Origin of the sequence: Nocardioides sp. TF02-7, assembly GCF_022437945.1 — a bacterium.
GTDB lineage: Bacteria > Actinomycetota > Actinomycetes > Propionibacteriales > Nocardioidaceae > Nocardioides.
This window is the reverse complement of the sequence record NZ_CP092535.1, coordinates 776973-789505: the sequence shown is the minus strand read 5'-3', so window position 1 is coordinate 789505 and position 12533 is coordinate 776973. Positions and strand designations below refer to the sequence as shown.

The 12533-nt window shown below is 71.0% G+C and carries 11 protein-coding genes and 2 pseudogenes; all 13 read left to right on the top strand.

Features of this window, described 5'->3' with window-relative positions; genetic code table 11:
* Positions 1-67: 67 nt before the first annotated feature.
* The 13 genes and pseudogenes from MF408_RS04025 to MF408_RS03965 all read left to right on the top strand — a co-directional run bounded on the left by MF408_RS04025 (position 68) and on the right by MF408_RS03965 (position 12419).
* Positions 68-457, top strand: coding sequence for a PKD domain-containing protein (locus MF408_RS04025; RefSeq protein ID WP_240251642.1), 390 nt, complete (start codon positions 68-70; stop codon positions 455-457).
* A 114-nt stretch (positions 458-571) separates the two neighbouring features.
* Positions 572-1912 (top strand): annotated as a pseudogene (locus tag MF408_RS04020) (ThuA domain-containing protein); the annotation flags it as partial.
* Complete coding sequence (locus MF408_RS04015) at positions 1827-5132, top strand: PKD domain-containing protein (RefSeq protein ID WP_275693340.1); 3306 nt, start codon at positions 1827-1829, stop codon at positions 5130-5132. The pseudogene MF408_RS04020 and the gene MF408_RS04015, both read left to right, overlap by 86 nt.
* A complete protein-coding gene (locus MF408_RS04010; RefSeq protein ID WP_240250352.1) occupies positions 5132-6205 on the top strand; it encodes an LLM class flavin-dependent oxidoreductase in 1074 nt (357 codons plus the stop codon). The genes MF408_RS04015 and MF408_RS04010 overlap by 1 nt, the downstream gene beginning before the upstream one ends.
* A 267-nt stretch (positions 6206-6472) precedes the next feature.
* Positions 6473-6694 carry a translation initiation factor IF-1 gene (infA, locus tag MF408_RS04005; protein ID WP_028656368.1) on the top strand — a complete coding sequence of 74 codons (222 nt, stop codon included), beginning with the start codon at positions 6473-6475 and terminating at the stop codon, positions 6692-6694.
* A gap of 56 nt (positions 6695-6750) precedes the next feature.
* Positions 6751-6864 (top strand): 50S ribosomal protein L36, encoded by a 114-nt coding sequence (rpmJ, locus tag MF408_RS04000; protein ID WP_004008316.1) that lies wholly within the window; start codon positions 6751-6753, stop codon positions 6862-6864.
* A 156-nt stretch (positions 6865-7020) separates the two neighbouring features.
* A complete protein-coding gene (rpsM, locus tag MF408_RS03995; RefSeq protein WP_240250351.1) occupies positions 7021-7395 on the top strand; it encodes a 30S ribosomal protein S13 in 375 nt (124 codons plus the stop codon).
* Between the two features lie 58 nt (positions 7396-7453).
* The gene (gene rpsK / locus MF408_RS03990) at positions 7454-7855 is read left to right on the top strand and encodes a 30S ribosomal protein S11 (RefSeq protein ID WP_038681087.1); all 402 of its coding nucleotides are present in this window, start codon (positions 7454-7456) and stop codon (positions 7853-7855) included.
* A 29-nt stretch (positions 7856-7884) separates the two neighbouring features.
* Entirely contained in the window at positions 7885-8493 is a 609-nt protein-coding gene (rpsD, locus tag MF408_RS03985) for a 30S ribosomal protein S4 (protein WP_240250350.1), read from the top strand.
* Between the two features lie 158 nt (positions 8494-8651).
* Positions 8652-9669 (top strand): annotated as a pseudogene (locus tag MF408_RS03980) (DNA-directed RNA polymerase subunit alpha).
* Positions 9670-9928: 259 nt separating this feature from the next.
* A complete protein-coding gene (rplQ, locus tag MF408_RS03975) occupies positions 9929-10546 on the top strand; it encodes a 50S ribosomal protein L17 (protein WP_240250349.1) in 618 nt (205 codons plus the stop codon).
* Between the two features lie 228 nt (positions 10547-10774).
* Positions 10775-11776: a 4-hydroxy-3-methylbut-2-enyl diphosphate reductase gene (locus MF408_RS03970; protein WP_240250348.1), complete on the top strand. Its 1002-nt coding sequence runs from the start codon at positions 10775-10777 to the stop codon at positions 11774-11776.
* Between the two features lie 22 nt (positions 11777-11798).
* Entirely contained in the window at positions 11799-12419 is a 621-nt protein-coding gene (locus MF408_RS03965) for an L-threonylcarbamoyladenylate synthase (protein WP_240250347.1), read from the top strand.
* The last annotated feature ends 114 nt before the right edge of the window (positions 12420-12533 follow it).

Genomic DNA, 12533 nt, shown 5'->3' with positions numbered 1-12533 from the left:
ATCCACGACCCGGACAACCCGGCGCTGCGGATCGGGTGCGTCGACCTGGCGCCGGACCTGCGGGGGCCTGGAGTACGCGTGGACGTTCGGCGACGGCGGCACCGCCACCGGTCCCGACCCCGACCACCGCTACCGCAAGCGGGGCACCTACACCGCCCGGGTCACGGTCACCGACCCGGAGTCGGGCAGCGAGGTCACCGACACCGTGCGGGTGCGGGTCACCGGGCCGCCGGCCGACAACCGGCGCCCGGCGGTGCGCGCGCTCTCGCCGAAGGGCCGCACCAAGGACCGCACCCCGAAGGTGGTCGCGATAGTCCGCGACGCCGGCAGGGGGTGGCCCGCAGCGGCATCAAGGTGCTGGTCGACGGCAAGCGGCAGCGGTTCACCTACAACGAGCGGCGCGACCGGGTCACCGCGCAGGTGCGCAAGCGGCTCCAGCCCGGCCGGCACCGGGTGAAGGTCGTCGCGGTCGACCGCGCCGGCAACAGGACGGTCAAGGTCTGGCGGTTCCGCATCGTGCGGTAGCCCACCGCCACCGGCTCACGACTGTCGACGACGACGAGGAGTGAACATGCACCAGCGACTGCTCGCGGCCGTCGCGGGGTTGGGTGTCGTCTCCGGCACCCTGCTCGTGCCGGCCGCACCCACCACCGCGGCGCCGGCGGCGCCCGCCCAGGCCGCCCAGGCCGCCGAGCCGGCGTACGACGTCCTGGTCTTCTCCAGGACGGCGGGCTTCCGCCACAGCTCGATCGACGAGGGCATCGCCGCCGTCGAGCAGCTCGGGGCGGAGCACGGCTTCTCGGTCACCGCGACCGAGGACCCCGCCGCCTTCACCGACGCCAACCTCGAGCAGTACGAGGCGGTGGTGTGGCTCTCCACGACCGGCGACGTCCTCGACGACGCGCAGCAGGGCGCCTTCGAGCGCTACGTCCAGGCCGGCGGCGGCTACGTCGGTGTGCACGCGGCGTCCGACACCGAGTACACCTGGCCGTGGTACGGCGACCTCGTCGGGGCCTACTTCAAGAACCACCCGCCGGGCACCACCGCGGCCGACGTGGTGGTGGAGGACCCGGAGACGGCGTCGAGCTGCTTCCTGCCGTCGACCTGGACCCGCACCGACGAGTGGTACAACTTCCAGTCGCCGGAGGACCCGGTGGTCAACGGCGGGGGAGAGGACTACAGCCCGCGCGACCACGTGAACGTGATCGCCACGCTCGACGAGAGCACCTACGACGAGCAGGACGGCAACGCCACCGACGACGACCACCCGATCGCCTGGTACCACGAGTTCAACGGCGGTCGCAGCTGGTACACCGGCGGCGGCCACACCGAGCAGTCGTTCAGCGACCCGTTGTTCACCCTCCACCTCCTCGGCGGCATCCAGTACGCCGCGGGCCAGGAGCCCGACGGCTGCGCGGAGCTTCCGCCCAGCGAGAGCGACTTCGAGCAGGTCACCCTGGCCAAGGGTGTCGACAAGGTGGGCGAGCCGATGAGCCTGTCGGTGCTGCCCGACGGCCGGGTGCTCCACAACGCCCGCGACGGCCGGGTCTTCCTCACCGACCTCGAGGGCGGCACGCAGCACATCGCGACCGTGCCGGTCTACCAGCACGACGAGGACGGGCTGCAGAGCCTGGCGGTGTCGCCGGACTTCGAGGAGACCGGCTGGGTCTACCTCTACTACGCGCCTCCGCTCGACACCCCGGCCGGCGACGCCCCCAACACCGGCACCGCCGCCACCTTCGAGCAGTGGAAGGGCCACAACGTCCTGTCGCGCGTGAGGTTCGTCGACGACGACCTCGACCTGAGCACGGAGCAGGAGCTGCTCCGTGTCGACGCCGACCGGGGCATCTGCTGCCACGCCGGCGGCGCGATCGACTTCGACGCCGACGGCAACCTCTACCTCTCCACCGGCGACGACAGCAACCCGTTCGCCTCGGACGGCTACGCACCGCTCGACGAGCGCGCCGACCGCAACCCGGCGTACGACGCCCAGCGCACGTCGGCCAACACCAACGACCTGCGGGGGCAAGATCCTGCGGATCACGCCGGACCCGACCGAGGCGGTCTACACCGTCCCCGAGGGCAACCTGTTCCCCGAGGCGGACGACCCGGACGAGAAGACGCGGCCCGAGATCTACGCGATGGGCTTCCGCAACCCGTTCCGGATGACGGTCGACAAGGAGACCGGCTACGTCTACGTCGGCGAATACGGCCCCGACGCCGGCGCGGCGAACCCGCAGCGCGGCCCGCAGGGGATCGTGGAGTTCGACCAGGTCCGCGAGGCCGGCAACTTCGGCTGGCCCTACTGCACCGGGCCCAACACCGAGCAGACGACGTACGTCGACCACGACTTCGCCACCGGCGAGTCCGGTGACCGGTTCGACTGTGCGAACCCGGTGAACGACTCGCCGAACAACACCGGGCTGACCGAGCTCCCGCCCGCCCAGCCGGCGTGGATCCACTATGACGGCGGCAACGTCACCTACAACGGCAAGACCACCGACGAGTTCGGGAGCGGGGGCGAGGGCCCGATGGCGGGCCCGGTCTACGACTACGACGCCGACCTCGCGTCGGACGTGAAGTTCCCGGAGTACTACGACAACCACTTCTTCGCCGGCGAGTGGACCCGCGGCTGGATCCGCGACATCGCGATGGACGCGGAGGGCGACATCACCGCCATCCGGCCGTTCTTCGAGTCCTCGACGCTCTATGCCGTCATCGACATGGAGTTCGGCCCCGACGGGTCGCTCTACGTCCTCGACTACGGCAACGGCGGCTACTTCACCGGCAACGAGAACTCCGCGGTCTACAAGATCAACTACGTCGAGGACGGCACCCGCGCACCGCGCGCGGAGGCGTCGGCGACCCCGGACTCCGGGCAGCCGCCGCTGGAGGTGGAGTTCTCCAGCGAGGGCTCGACCGACCCCGACACCGGCGACGAGATCGTCTCCTACGCGTGGGACTTCGACGGCGACGGGACCACCGACTCCACCGCCCCGGACCCGACCCACACCTACGCCGAGGAGGGTCAGTACGACGCCCGGCTGACCGTCACCGACACCACCGGCCGCACCGGCAACGCCACCGTGGTGGTGACCGTCGGCAACACCCGGCCGACGGTCGAGATCCAGACGCCGCCCGACGGCGGGTTCTTCGAGTTCGGCGACACCGTGCACGTGACCGTAAACGTGACGGACCCGGAGGAGCAGGAGATCGACTGCACCGACGTGCGGGTGGAGTACGTGCTCGGCCACGACACGCACGGCCACCCGCTGAGCTCGGCCACGGGCTGCGACGTGCAGCTCCCGACCGTCGCCGACGAAGGCCACGACGCGTCGGCCAACGTCTTCGGCGTGATCAACGTCCGCTACACCGACGGCGGCTCGGGCGTCGCGCCGCTGACCGGCGAGGACGAGGTCGTGCTGCAGCCCAAGCGCAAGCAGGCCGAGCACTTCACCAGCCAGCAGGGCGTCCAGCTCGAGGCCGTGAACGACCCGCAGGGCGGCGCGAGCAGCGTGGCGTTCATCGACGACGGCGACCACGTCTCCTACGCGCCGGTGAACCTGACCGGCGTGGAGAAGCTGCGGTTCCGCGTCTCCTCCGGCGGCGTCGGCGGCACGATCGAGGCGCGCTTCGACTCGCCCACCGGCGAGCTCGTCGGCTCGGTGCCGGTGACGCCGACCGGCGGGTGGCAGAACTGGGGCTGGGTCGAGATGGAGGTGCCGGAGGCGGCCCGCTCGGCCGGCACGCACGAGCTGTTCCTCGTCTTCGAGGCCCCGAGCGCGGGCCAGACCGGGCTGTTCAACGTGAACTTCTTCGACGCGGTCGGCCGCGGCGTCTCGGAGAACTCCCGCCCGACCGTGACCGCCTCGGCCTCGCCGGTGCGGGGCGAGGCGCCGCTCGAGGTCGCGTTCACCGGCACCGCCGAGGACGCCGACGGCGACGAGCTCACCTACGCATGGGACTTCGGCGTCGCCGGCACCGACGACGACACGGCGGACACGCTCGAGGCGACCTACACCTACCAGCAGGCCGGCACCTACACCGCCCGGCTGACGGTGACCGACGCCCGGGGGGCCTCGCGCACGGCGAGCGTCGGGGTGCAGGTGCTGCCCGAGTGCCCGGGCGAGGCCGAGCCGAGCGACGAGTTCGACGGCGAGACTATCGACACCTGCCGGTGGAACATGATCTTCCAGGAGGACCCGGAGCTCTACGAGCTGGCCGACGGGCAGCTGACGATCACCACGACGCCGAGCGAGTTCTACCAGGACGCCGACCCGGCGGCGGTGCGGAACGTGTTCCTCCAGTCGGCCGACCACACCTCCGAGGACTACGTCCTGGAGACGCGGATCACCGCTGCGGAGCTCACCACCGGCTACTCGCAGGCCGGCCTCGTGGTCGTCGGCGACCCCGACAACTACGTCAAGCTCGTGGTGATCGCCGACGAGGGCCAGGGCCGCATCAACCGGGTCGAGGTGCGGTCGGAGGTCGGCTCGGACATCCAGGACCCGCAGCTGGACGTCGAAGCGCCGGCCAACGTGTCGGCGTACCGCCTCCGGCTGACGAAGGTCGGCACCGACTACACCGGCGAGGTTGCGTTCGACGGCGCCGACTGGCAGACCATCTCCACGGTCTCCCACCCGACGGCCGCCATGTCGTTCGGCCTGGCCGCCTTCGGCGTCAACCAGCCCGACCGCGACGTCACGTTCGACTACTTCCGCGTCACTGGCGAGGAGGAGCCCGAACCGGAGCCGGAGCCGAAGGACCGGTGGAAGCCCAAGGTGAAGGCGCTGGCGCCCAAGGGCCGAACGGCCGACCGGACGCCGAAGGTAGTCGCCAAGGTCAGCGACCGCGGCCGGGGCGTGGCCCGCAAGGGGGATCAAGGTCCTGGTCGACGGCAAGCGACGGAAGATCACCTACGACGACCGGCGCGACCGGGTCACCGCGCAGGTGCGCAACCGGCTCCGGCCCGGCCGGCACCGGGTGAAGGTGGTCGCGGTCGACCGCGCGGGCAACCGCACGGTGAGGACCTGGACGTTCCGCGTCGTCCGCCGCCGCTAGCGGCGACGGCATTCCCGCCGCCGTCGGCGGCGGCGGGAATGCCGGGCGGCGCCGGCGCCTTGTCCCTGTGATGACCGACGACGCCCTCACCGATCAGTCCCTGCCTGCCCTCTCGGTGCTCGACCTGGTGCCGGTGCGCACCGACCAGGCCACCGGCGACGCGCTCGCCGCCACGATCGCGCTGGCGCGGACGGCCGACGACCTCGGCTACCGGCGCTACTGGCTGGCCGAGCACCACAACATGGCTGCGGTCGCCGCGACCAACCCGCCCGTCCTGATCGGGATGGTCGCCGCCCACACCCGGCGGCTCCGCGTCGGCTCCGGCGGGGTGATGCTGCCCAACCACGCGCCGCTCGTCGTCGCGGAGCAGTTCGCGCTGCTCGAGGCGGCCTTCCCCGGCCGCATCGACCTCGGGATCGGGCGGGCGCCCGGCTCCGACCCGGTCACCAGCTGGGCGCTGCGGCACGGCGCCGGAGGCGTCACCGACGAGGCGGTCGCCCGCTTCCCCCAGTACGTCGACGACGTGCTCGCCATGATGGACCCGGGCGGTGTCGGGCTGGCGCTGCGCGGCCGCACCCACCTGCTGAGGGCCACGCCGGCCGCCACGTCCTCCCCGACGGTGTGGCTGCTGGGGTCGTCGGACTACTCGGCCCGGCTGGCCGCCGAGAAGGGCCTGCCCTACGTCTTCGCCCACCACTTCTCCGGCTCCGGCACCGAGCAGGCCCTCGAGATCTACCGCTCCGGCTTCCAGCCCTCGCCCGAGCTCACCGAGCCGCGCACCTTCCTCACCGTCAACGCGGCGGTCGCCGACACCACCGCCGAGGCCGAGCGGCTCGCGCTTCCGCAGCTGCTGCAGATGGCCGACCTCCGCACCGGCCGGCCGATGCAGGCGCAGCCACTGGTCGAGGAAGCCGAGAAGCTCGTCGCCGAGGGGCTGCCGCCCGGTCACCGGCAGGTCATCGACTCCATGCGGCAGCGGTGGGTGGTCGGCGACCCCGCGACCGCCCGCGCCGAGCTGCGGCGCCTCGCCGCGGCGTACGACGTCGACGAAGTGATGGTCAACCCGGTCGCCAGCGCGAGCGTCGGCACCGACCCGGCGACCGCGCCCGCGCGGGAGCAGACACTGCGGCTGCTCGCGGCGTAGCCCCTGGCCGCTGCCCGCGGCTCCGCCGAGTTGGGGATCGGACGGCGCTCGGACTAGACTGGCATGTCGGCCCAACGTGGGTCTGTGTCGTGCTGCCTCGCGGCTGCCCGGTCACCGTGGAGGAGCTGTGTTCCGACAGCGTAGGTCACGGTGCGCCGGGAGAGGCTCACGACACGGCTGCACGAGGTCCACCGGCACCGCCCCCGGGCGGCGGCGGAGGTTCCCGGGCCACCGGTAGACAGCACCCCCGAGCCAGATTGTGAGGACATGGCGAAGAAAGAAGGCGTCATCGAGATGGAGGGCTCCGTCGTGGAGGCCCTTCCCAACGCCATGTTCCGCGTGGAGCTGAGCAACGGCCACAAGGTCCTCGCTCACATCAGCGGCAAGATGCGCCAGCACTACATCCGGATCCTCCCCGAGGACCGGGTCGTGGTGGAGCTCTCGCCGTACGACCTCTCCCGCGGCCGGATCGTCTACCGCTACAAGTAACCCGACACGGGGGCTCCGCCCCCGTGTGGCAGCCGACAAGAGGAGAAAGGGCTGACATGAAGGTCAACCCGAGCGTGAAGCCGATCTGTGACAAGTGCAAGGTGATCCGTCGCCACGGCCGCGTCATGGTGATCTGCGAGAACCCGCGCCACAAGCAGCGCCAGGGCTGAGCCCGCCGCACCGACAACTGAACACCTCGCAGCGTGACCGCACGAGGAGCAACCGCTCCCCGCAACCGCCGGAACTGAGGCCGGCGCCGGGTCCACCGGGTCCCGGACGCGTCACGCCCGACACCTCAGAGTGAAATCCAAGGAGAACCGCCACCCATGGCACGCCTCGTCGGAGTCGACCTGCCGCGCGACAAGCGCATCGAGGTCGCTCTCACCTACATCTACGGCATCGGCCGTACCCGCGCCCAGCAGGTGCTGGAGGCCACCGGCGTCAGCCCGGACCTCCGCGTCCACCAGCTCGGCGACGAGGAGCTGGTCAAGCTCCGCGACGAGATCGAAGCGAACTTCAAGATCGAGGGTGACCTCCGTCGCGAGGTCCAGGCCGACATCCGTCGCAAGATCGAGATCGGCAGCTACCAGGGTCGCCGCCACCGCCAGGGCCTCCCGGTCCGCGGGCAGCGCACCAAGACCAACGCTCGCACCCGCAAGGGTCCCAAGCGCACGGTTGCCGGCAAGAAGAAGGCCAAGTGATCGCACGCCCCCGGGCGTCTCACTGACCTCATCGACCAGCTACTTCAGGAGATAACGCATGCCTCCCAAGGCTCGCGCGGGCGCCAAGAAGGTCCGCCGCAAGGAGAAGAAGAACGTCGCTCAGGGCGAGGCCCACATCAAGAGCACGTTCAACAACACGATCGTGACGATCACCGACCCGACCGGTGCGGTGATCTCGTGGGCGTCCGCCGGCACTGTCGGCTTCAAGGGCTCCCGCAAGTCCACGCCGTACGCCGCGCAGATGGCCGCGGAGGCCGCCGGCCGCCGCGCCATGGAGCACGGCATGAAGAAGATCGACGTCTTCGTCAAGGGCCCCGGCTCGGGCCGTGAGACGGCGATCCGGTCCCTGGGTGCGATCGGCCTCGAGGTCGGCACCATCCAGGACGTGACCCCCGCCCCCCACAACGGTTGCCGCCCGCCCAAGCGCCGGCGCGTCTGACCCGAGACTGAAGAAGGAGAGCGAAGGAAATGGCCCGCTACACCGGCCCCATGACCAAGAAGTCGCGCCGTCTCGGTGTCGACCTCGTCGGCGGCGACGCCGCGTTCGAGAAGCGCCCCTACCCGCCCGGCCAGCACGGCCGCGCGCGGATCAAGGAGAGCGAGTACCGCAACCAGCTGCAGGAGAAGCAGAAGGCCCGCTTCACCTACGGCGTCATGGAGAAGCAGTTCCACAACTACTACGTCGAGGCCGCCCGCCGGCAGGGCAAGACGGGTGACAACCTGCTGCAGCTGCTCGAGTGCCGCCTCGACAACGTGGTCTACCGCGCCGGGTTCGCTCGGACCCGCCGCCACGCCCGCCAGCTCGTGACCCACGGTCACTTCCTGGTCAACGGCCACAAGGTCGACATCCCGTCGTACCAGGTGAGCCAGTACGACATCATCGACGTGCGCGAGAAGTCGCTGGAGATGACGCCGTTCATCGTCGCCCGCGAGACCCACGGCGAGCGCATCGTCCCCGCGTGGCTCGAGGTCATCCCGTCGCGGATGCGGATCCTCGTCCACCAGCGGCCGGTCCGGGAGCAGATCGACGTCCCTGTCCAGGAGCAGCTCATCGTCGAGTTCTACTCCAAGAAGTAACGGTCGGGGCCCCGCCCCCACACGCCCCCGCCGGGGGCCCCGCCCCCGGACCCCGGTCCCGGCGGAAGCCCCCGGCGGACGGCACAGCACCACTTCTCCAACCTCCGCACCACGTCTGGGTCCTCATATAGCGGTCGGCCCGGAAAGGAAAGAACACAGTGCTCATCGCACAGCGCCCCACCCTCTCGGAGGAAGTCGTCGACCAGTTCCGGTCGCGGTTCGTCATCGAGCCGCTCGAGCCGGGCTTCGGCTACACCCTCGGCAACTCGCTGCGGCGTACGCTGCTCTCCTCCATCCCCGGCGCGTCGGTCACCAGCATCAAGATCGACGGTGTCCTTCACGAGTTCTCGACGATCGAGGGCGTCAAGGAGGACGTCACCGAGATCATCCTCAACCTCAAGGGCCTCGTCGTCTCCTCCGAGCACGACGAGCCGGTCACCATGTACCTCCGCAAGTCCGGCGCCGGTGACGTCACCGCCGCCGACATCGCGCCCCCCGCCGGCGTCGAGGTGCACAACCCCGACCTCAAGATCGCCACCCTCGCCGAGAACGGCAAGCTCGAGATGGAGCTCGTCGTCGAGCGCGGCCGCGGCTACGTCTCCGCCGTCCAGAACAAGGGCGCCGACAACGAGATCGGCCGGATGCCCGTCGACTCCATCTACAGCCCCGTCCTCAAGGTCACCTACAAGGTCGAGGCCACCCGAGTCGAGCAGCGCACCGACTTCGACAAGCTCGTCATCGACGTCGAGACCAAGCCGTCGATCCTGCCCCGCGACGCCATCGCCTCCGCCGGCAAGACCCTCGTCGAGCTCTTCGGCCTCGCCCGCGAGCTCAACGTCGAGGCCGAGGGCATCGACATCGGCCCGTCCCCCGTCGACGAGCAGCTCGCCGCCGACCTCGCCCTCCCCGTCGAGGACCTCCAGCTCACCGTGCGGTCCTACAACTGCCTCAAGCGCGAGGGCATCCACACCGTCGGCGAGCTCATCAGCCGCTCCGAGCAGGACCTCCTCGACATCCGCAACTTCGGCGCCAAGTCCATCGACGAGGTCAAGGCCAAGCTGCACGAGATGGGTCTCTCCCTCAAGGACAGCGCCCCCGGCTTCGACCCCCCACGCCGCCCTCGCGTCGTACAGCGAGGACGACGACGACACCTTCGTCGAGGACGAGCAGTATTAGTCGGGCCGAGCGTGTCGCATAGGTAGCGACGCCGCCCGGGACCTCGCAAGCTCGGCCCCGGGGACGTCGCCACCTGCGGCTTCGCCGCGTGCGACACGCTGCCGGCCCGCAGTCGAGGTAGGCACAACTACAGATTCCTTGGCGGCAGCCGACCGACACTTCGGTCGAGGTCGGCGGTCACCTACTGGCCGGGGCGATCCGCCCCGTCCTTCCCGCTACCCCCGGTACCTGGTACGGCCGGGGAGAAACGAGAGAAGCAATGCCCAAGCCCAAGAAGGGGCCCCGCCTCGGCGGGAGCCCGGCCCACCAGAGGCTCATCCTCCGCAACCTGGCCACCCAGCTCTTCGAGCACGGCCGGATCACCACCACGGAGGCGAAGGCGCGCACGCTGCGGCCGTACGCCGAGAAGCTGATCACCAAGGCCAAGAAGGCGCACCTGGGGGAGAACCCGCTGCACAACCGCCGCGAGGTGCTCCGGAGCATCACCGACAAGGGCGTCGTGCACCACCTCTTCACCGAGATCGCCCCGGCGTACGCCGAGCGGCCCGGCGGCTACACCCGGATCACCAAGATCGGACCGCGGCAGGGCGACAACGCCCCCATGGCCGTCATCGAGCTGGTGACCGAGGCCTACGACCCCAAGCCGGCCTCCACGCGCCGGACGGCCGAGGCCCCCGCCGTCGAGGTGTCCAAGCCCGCCGACGACGCCCCCGCCGAGGTCGAGACCGACAACGAGGCCGGTGACACCGAGGTGCTCTCCACCGAGGCCACCGAGGTCGAGACCGCCGAGGCCGAGTCCACCGCCGAGGCCGACGAGGCCGCGGAGGCCGACGAGGCCCCCGCCGCTGAGGCCGCCGAGACCGACGAGAAGGCCTGACCCGGCGCTTCTCCGCACGTCCAAGCCGCCGAGCCGTCCCGTTTCTCGGGACGGCTCGGCGTGTTTTCGTGCCGGAACGAGCCGGGTCGGCGTGTTTCTAGTGCCGGAACGAGCCGGGTCGGCGTGTTCTGCGCGCCGAGATGAGCCGGGTCGGCCCCTTTTTCGTGCGGAGACGAGCCGGGTCGGCGAGGTTTCGGGGGGAACGAGCCGCGCCCGTAGACTGGCGGCATGAGCATCGACCTCGGCACGCCGCGCGTGCTGTCCCCGCACGACGCCGAGCGGCAGGTGCTGCTCGCCGACCCGCGCGGCTACTGCGCGGGCGTCGACCGGGCCGTGGTGACCGTCGAGGAGGCGCTCGACCTCTACGGCGCACCGGTCTACGTGCGCAAGCAGATCGTGCACAACAAGCACGTGGTGGCCAACCTGGAGCAGCGCGGGGCGGTGTTCGTCGAGGAGCTCGACGAGGTCCCCGAGGGCGCGACCGTGGTGTTCTCCGCCCACGGCGTCTCGCCCGCGGTGCACGCCCAGGCGGCCGAGCGGAGCCTCAAGACGATCGACGCCACCTGCCCGCTGGTGACCAAGGTGCACCACGAGGCGAAGCGGTTCGCGCGGGAGGGCTACACGATCCTGCTCATCGGCCACGCCGGCCACGAGGAGGTCGAGGGCACCGCGGGGGAGGCGCCGCAGCAGACCGTGCTCGTCGAGCGCCCCGAGGACGTCGACACCCTCGAGTTCCCGGCGGACGCGAGGCTCGCGTGGCTGTCCCAGACCACGCTGAGCGTCGACGAGACCATGGAGACCGTCCGCCGGCTGCGTGAGAAGTTCCCGCAGCTGGAGGACCCGCCGAGCGACGACATCTGCTACGCCACCCAGAACCGTCAGGTCGCGGTGAAGGAGATCGGCGCCGACGCCGACCTGGTGATCGTCGTCGGCTCGGGCAACTCCTCCAACTCCGTGCGGCTGGTCGAGGTCGCCCTCGAGGCCGGCGCGAAGGCGGCCTACCGCGTCGACGACGCCTCCGAGATCGACGAGGCCTGGCTCGACGGCGTCGAGCGGGTCAGCGTCACCTCCGGCGCGTCGGTGCCCGACGACCTGGTGCAGGGCGTGCTCGGCTACCTCGCCGAGCGCGGCTACCCCGACGCCCGCGCCGTGCTCACCGCGGAGGAGTCGCTCACCTTCGCGCTGCCCAAGGAGCTGCGCCGCGACCTCAAGGCGGCGGGGCGCGCCTGACCGCGCCGCGTCCCAGGTTCCGATGGCCCGCTACGTCGACGTCCACCCCGACAACCCGCAGCCGCGGCTGCTGCAACAGGTCGTCGACGCGCTCAACGACGACGGCCTGATCGCGTACCCGACCGACTCCGGCTACGCCCTGGGCTGCCGGATCGGCAACCGCGACGGTCGCGACCGGATCCTGCGGATCCGCGGGCTCGACGACCGGCACCACTTCACGCTGGTGTGCCGCGACTTCTCCCAGCTCGGCCAGCTCGTCCACGTCGACAACGCCGCCTTCCGGGCGATCCGCTCCGCGACCCCGGGTCCCTACACGTTCATCCTCCCGGGCATGCCCGAGGTGCCGCGCCGGCTGCTCCACCCCAAGAAGCGCACCGTCGGCGTCCGCATCCCCGACCACACGGTGGTCCGGGCGCTGCTCGACGCGCTCGGCGAGCCGCTGCTGTCGAGCTCGCTGATCCTCCCCGGCGAGACCGAGCCGCGCACCCTCGGCTGGGACGTCAAGGAGGAGCTCGACCACCAGGTCGACGTCGTCGTGGAGGCGGGGGAGACCCCCGCCGAGCCCACCACCGTCGTCGACTGGTCCGAGGGCGCCCCCGAGGTGCTCCGCCGCGGAGCCGGCGACCCCGACCGCTTCGCCTGACCCTCCTGCCGCGGTTCGGCTGCGCACCGGCCGCACGATCTGGCATCGTGGTCGCGCTTCCCTCCCGAGGAGACCCGATGCGTCGACGTACGACCAGCCTTGCCCTCCTGCTCG

What these genes read in the sequence shown, in the direction of transcription:
- infA (WP_028656368.1), top strand. Translation starts at nt 6,473, where the DNA reads ATGGCGAAGAAAGAAGGCGTCATCGAGATGGAGGGCTCCGTCGTGGAG.
- rpsD (WP_240250350.1), top strand. Translation starts at nt 7,885, where the DNA reads ATGGCCCGCTACACCGGCCCCATGACCAAGAAGTCGCGCCGTCTCGGT.
- rpmJ (WP_004008316.1), top strand. Translation starts at nt 6,751, where the DNA reads ATGAAGGTCAACCCGAGCGTGAAGCCGATCTGTGACAAGTGCAAGGTG.
- rplQ (WP_240250349.1), top strand. Translation starts at nt 9,929, where the DNA reads ATGCCCAAGCCCAAGAAGGGGCCCCGCCTCGGCGGGAGCCCGGCCCAC.
- MF408_RS03970 (WP_240250348.1), top strand. Translation starts at nt 10,775, where the DNA reads ATGAGCATCGACCTCGGCACGCCGCGCGTGCTGTCCCCGCACGACGCC.
- rpsK (WP_038681087.1), top strand. Translation starts at nt 7,454, where the DNA reads ATGCCTCCCAAGGCTCGCGCGGGCGCCAAGAAGGTCCGCCGCAAGGAG.
- MF408_RS04010 (WP_240250352.1), top strand. Translation starts at nt 5,132, where the DNA reads ATGACCGACGACGCCCTCACCGATCAGTCCCTGCCTGCCCTCTCGGTG.
- MF408_RS03965 (WP_240250347.1), top strand. Translation starts at nt 11,799, where the DNA reads ATGGCCCGCTACGTCGACGTCCACCCCGACAACCCGCAGCCGCGGCTG.
- rpsM (WP_240250351.1), top strand. Translation starts at nt 7,021, where the DNA reads ATGGCACGCCTCGTCGGAGTCGACCTGCCGCGCGACAAGCGCATCGAG.